The sequence below is a fragment of the Parasutterella muris genome, assembly GCF_943193095.1.
Classification (GTDB): Bacteria; Pseudomonadota; Gammaproteobacteria; order Burkholderiales; family Burkholderiaceae_F; genus Parasutterella; species Parasutterella muris.
On the sequence record NZ_CALPCV010000055.1, the window covers coordinates 1 to 3,591 of the forward strand.

4 protein-coding genes are annotated in these 3,591 nt (G+C 44.1%); 2 read left to right on the top strand and 2 right to left on the bottom strand.

What is annotated here, in order from left to right; genetic code table 11:
- Nucleotides 1-52 precede the first annotated feature (52 nt).
- Entirely contained in the window at nucleotides 53-442 is a 390-nt protein-coding gene (locus tag NFR90_RS11435; protein WP_251453128.1) for an Arm DNA-binding domain-containing protein, read from the bottom strand.
- Nucleotides 443-817: 375 nt separating this feature from the next.
- Here NFR90_RS11435 and NFR90_RS11440 point away from each other — a divergent pair, with 375 nt between their 5' ends.
- The gene (locus tag NFR90_RS11440; RefSeq protein WP_251453130.1) at nucleotides 818-1,339 is read left to right on the top strand and encodes a hypothetical protein; all 522 of its coding nucleotides are present in this window, start codon (nucleotides 818-820) and stop codon (nucleotides 1,337-1,339) included.
- Between the two features lies 1 nt (nucleotide 1,340).
- On the opposite strand, the gene NFR90_RS11445 is transcribed toward NFR90_RS11440, so the two are convergent.
- The gene (locus NFR90_RS11445) at nucleotides 1,341-2,261 is read right to left on the bottom strand and encodes a DUF2156 domain-containing protein (protein WP_160334508.1); all 921 of its coding nucleotides are present in this window, start codon (nucleotides 2,259-2,261) and stop codon (nucleotides 1,341-1,343) included.
- Nucleotides 2,262-2,355: 94 nt separating this feature from the next.
- Between NFR90_RS11445 and NFR90_RS11450 the strand changes: the two genes are divergently transcribed.
- Nucleotides 2,356-3,537: a sodium/glutamate symporter gene (locus tag NFR90_RS11450; RefSeq protein ID WP_251453132.1), complete on the top strand. Its 1,182-nt coding sequence runs from the start codon at nucleotides 2,356-2,358 to the stop codon at nucleotides 3,535-3,537.
- Nucleotides 3,538-3,591: the final 54 nt, after the last annotated feature.

Consider the following 3,591-nt stretch of genomic DNA (forward strand, 5'->3'; position numbering starts at 1 on the left):
GGGATTACTCTTTAAACAGTAAACTTTAACTAGGTTTAACAACATCAAGTAGTCAACCGATTTCAGGAAATGACAACCATTGATAACGGTGCTTATCATTTTTCCACATTCTAACTGCAGCGATTTTGTCTATTGTCTTTATTGAATACTTTTCAAATGTAGGTGAAGAATCCCTATTAACCTTTTCAGCAAGAACTTCTCTTGGTGTAATCGGAAGAACTCCTTCTTGCAATCCGGCTCGAAACAGTTCAGCTTGAGCACGTGCCTCTGAAATAGAAAGTTCTGATGCACTTCCCAGGTTCTTATCTTTTCGTTTACCTCCGATGCTATATCTCATCACATAAGTTCTTGAGTTGCCTCTGACTCGAAGCATTAAATTCGGAGCTACGGTGTGTCTTCCGTCTGGAAGACTAAAAATATTTTTAGCTGTTACTTTTGCCATAAAAACCTCCGAAAAAATTGTATCCGTCGAACCTAAAAATGTATCCGCCGAACCTAAAAATGGCCCACAAATGGCCCACAGAAGTATAGCAAAGAACTTCTCAAGATTTCTCAAGCCTTCTCGTTCGTAAATTATAGAGTGAGAAATATTAAGAAGTTAATATTATGTTTATAAAAGATTTTTATTAACATATTCTCAATACTTCTCAAAATTTCTCAACTCTTCTTAATGAGTTGTTCTAAGGACATTTTCTCCACCAAACATCCTCCTTCCTATTTTTAAATTCCCATAGTTCTGAATTGAGTTTGACCGTGTGGTTCATGCGCTGACGCGTGATATATTTCCACAGCGTAGGTTGACAGTATTTATTCAGAAATGATTCAGGATTATTTTTCTTTAAGCCGTAAAAGCGACACGTATTACCTTCTCAGAATCATCAATAAAGTTGATTTTGCAGAAGAGGTCGTCTGGGCCTGCGATTACGAAATTCACACGCCGCAGGATCTGGATCAGATTGCCGACAGGATTATTTCTTACCTTTTGAACGGCTTTGATTCGCTCTCGAATTGGCACGGCGATAAAGAAGGATTTCATGAACCGATTCAGCATTTCGGTTTTGAATCCGTCATTCAGACAGAAGAAATTGTTCCTGCGCTGATAAGGAATGACGCGGATGCTGATCCGTTTGTCAAAAAGGTGCTCGGCCTTGTTCGGGATCGAAAGAGTGAATTGGAAGGCAAAGAACTGATGACAAAAGCGGGACTGCTGTATCACGCGCTTGAGGATTCATCTCTTTGTGCGCCAAAGGATCCGCAAGCGGATATTTCAATCCCGCTTAAGTTGATTTTTGAGCGAGACCTTACTTCGGTCTCGGCTCTTTTGCAGAACTACGCTTAAATTATTCGATACGGCTCTCATCACGCTGAATTCTCATCAGCGTCTTACGAATCATTGTCGAGGGCGACCAATCTTCTTTCGCTTTTCTCAAGCCGGCCAATCCCAAGTCTTCTTCGCGATTGATCTGTTTGAATTCTTCCGGCAGCGCTTTTGCGAAAGCGGAAGCCAGAGCAGGGTACGCGCCGGTAACGTTTCGATCGGCTTTTTCAATATGGACTGAGAAAATATCGCCGCCGACGCCGGAGCCGTAGGTAAATCCGAAGATGTCGTCTCCGTTGACGAGTGCGCCTCCGATCAGGCCGAAGTCTTCGAAATGATCGAACGCGAATTCAATCGCGACTTTTTCCGCTTGGAGCGACTCTGTCATTTCCCCGTGCGCTTCATACCATTTTGCTAAAAAGCCGCGGCATTTTTCAATCATTGGCGCGTCAAGCGGAACAAAGGCCGCATCGGGGTAGGCTTTGTAAAAACGCTTATTGAAATTGCGTTTTCCGTGCAGATCGCGGCCTTCAAGTGTTTCGATGCGGGATCTGTCGTAGACGTAGTCCCACCAGGAATTTGAAGACACCGTAATGAAATTGCGGTAGCGCATCAGTTCGGAGATTTTCTCGGTCATATAGGTAAACCGGCCAAACAGAATCAAGGGTTCTTTACAGTCTTTGCAGCTGCACTCAAGCGTCTGCATAATTTTGAGGATATTTTCGCTTTGCAGCGGCAGGACATAAGCTGCAGGAATATCCGGGTAAGGCATCCAGTTTAAAACCAGTTCGCCTTCTACTAAACCCCATTTAATTTGATACTCTTCCGCTCTTCCGATGACGGAGGCAATCGATAAATTGCAGTCTCCGGTCTGAAGTTTAGGAAGCTGCTCTTTTAAGAGCGGAAGCTGTTCAAGTGTGACAGGTTTGAGTTCTATCTTCATTTCTAAATTTTTCTGGTTTGACCCTAAGAGGATATACTAAACAAGATTATCTAACTCTTAAAATCTATTCAATACGGGCAGTTACCAAGGCGATATGGACGACCAAGTCATACAAAATATCCTGCATATTCAGCCAAATGCTTTTGTTTTCTTGGGGATCGCGCTGGTCAGTTATTTTCTAGGCCGATTAATTAAGTCAAAAATCCCTCTTTTGCAGAAGCTTTCGATTCCGGTTCCTTTTATCGGAGGTCTCCCTGTCGCAGGGATTATTCTTCTTTTTCGCATCACGGACACCGCGATTATTGATTTTGACGTCAGTCTCAATTCCATTGTGCTTCGGTTTTTCCTGACAATGCTCGCACTCTTTGGAACGTGGAAGCTCATCAGTCGGGGTGCCTGGGTTTCCATACTGTTTTGGGCTTTGGCTCTGGTGCTCGGTGTGCTTCAGGCCCTTGTCGGAATCGGCGCCTGCGAGATGCTCGGGCTGCATAAACATTTAGGTCTTTTAGTCGGCACGATCTCCATGATCGGAGGCTATGATACGGTCAATAATTTTGCGCCGACCATTGAACGGCTTGACGCGATTTCCGGCGCCGCCCAGATGGCTTCCGGCGTTGTGACGCTCGGCATGATTCTTTCTCTCATGATCGGCGCGCCCCTTGGCGAGTATCTCATCAGCAAGTACAAACTCAAAAATCCGAATTCCACTGAATTTGACAACCAGAGACTCTCGCGCTCGATCCTTCGCTCCCCAAGACCTTTTTATCAGCAGCACACCGTCGAGTGCATGAAGATTCTTGCGCTGAGTTTCGTCTGTATGGCTTTGGGCGACTTGTTTAATCATTATTTTCTACAGGATGTATTCATTCCGGATTATGTCAGCTGCATGATTTTCGCGATACTGATAAGAAATTTCGCAGATAAGACAAATTTTTTCAGCGTTGACGGTCTTGCGCTCAGAACGCTGACCAAAGTCATTCTGACAATTTTTATTGCTCTTTCGACCTGTTCGCTTCGACTCGACATGATCGGATCTGTCACTTGGGAAGTTTTGCTCATCACGTTTCTTGAGCTTCTTCTTAATGTTATTTATGCGTGCTGGGTTTATTTCAATTTTCTCGGCAGAAACTTCAAGGGAATGCTTTTTGCGGTCGGCGGTTTAAGCTTCTCTATGGGCGTCTGCGGCAACGGGTTGAGCAACATGCAGTCGCTCTGCGAAAAATACGGACCCAGCACGGATGGATTCTTAGTACTGTCTTGTCCTGAAAAAAGTTGACTACTTAGGGAGTCAACAATGAAAGTTGAAGAACAGATATCTACACTAATGAAA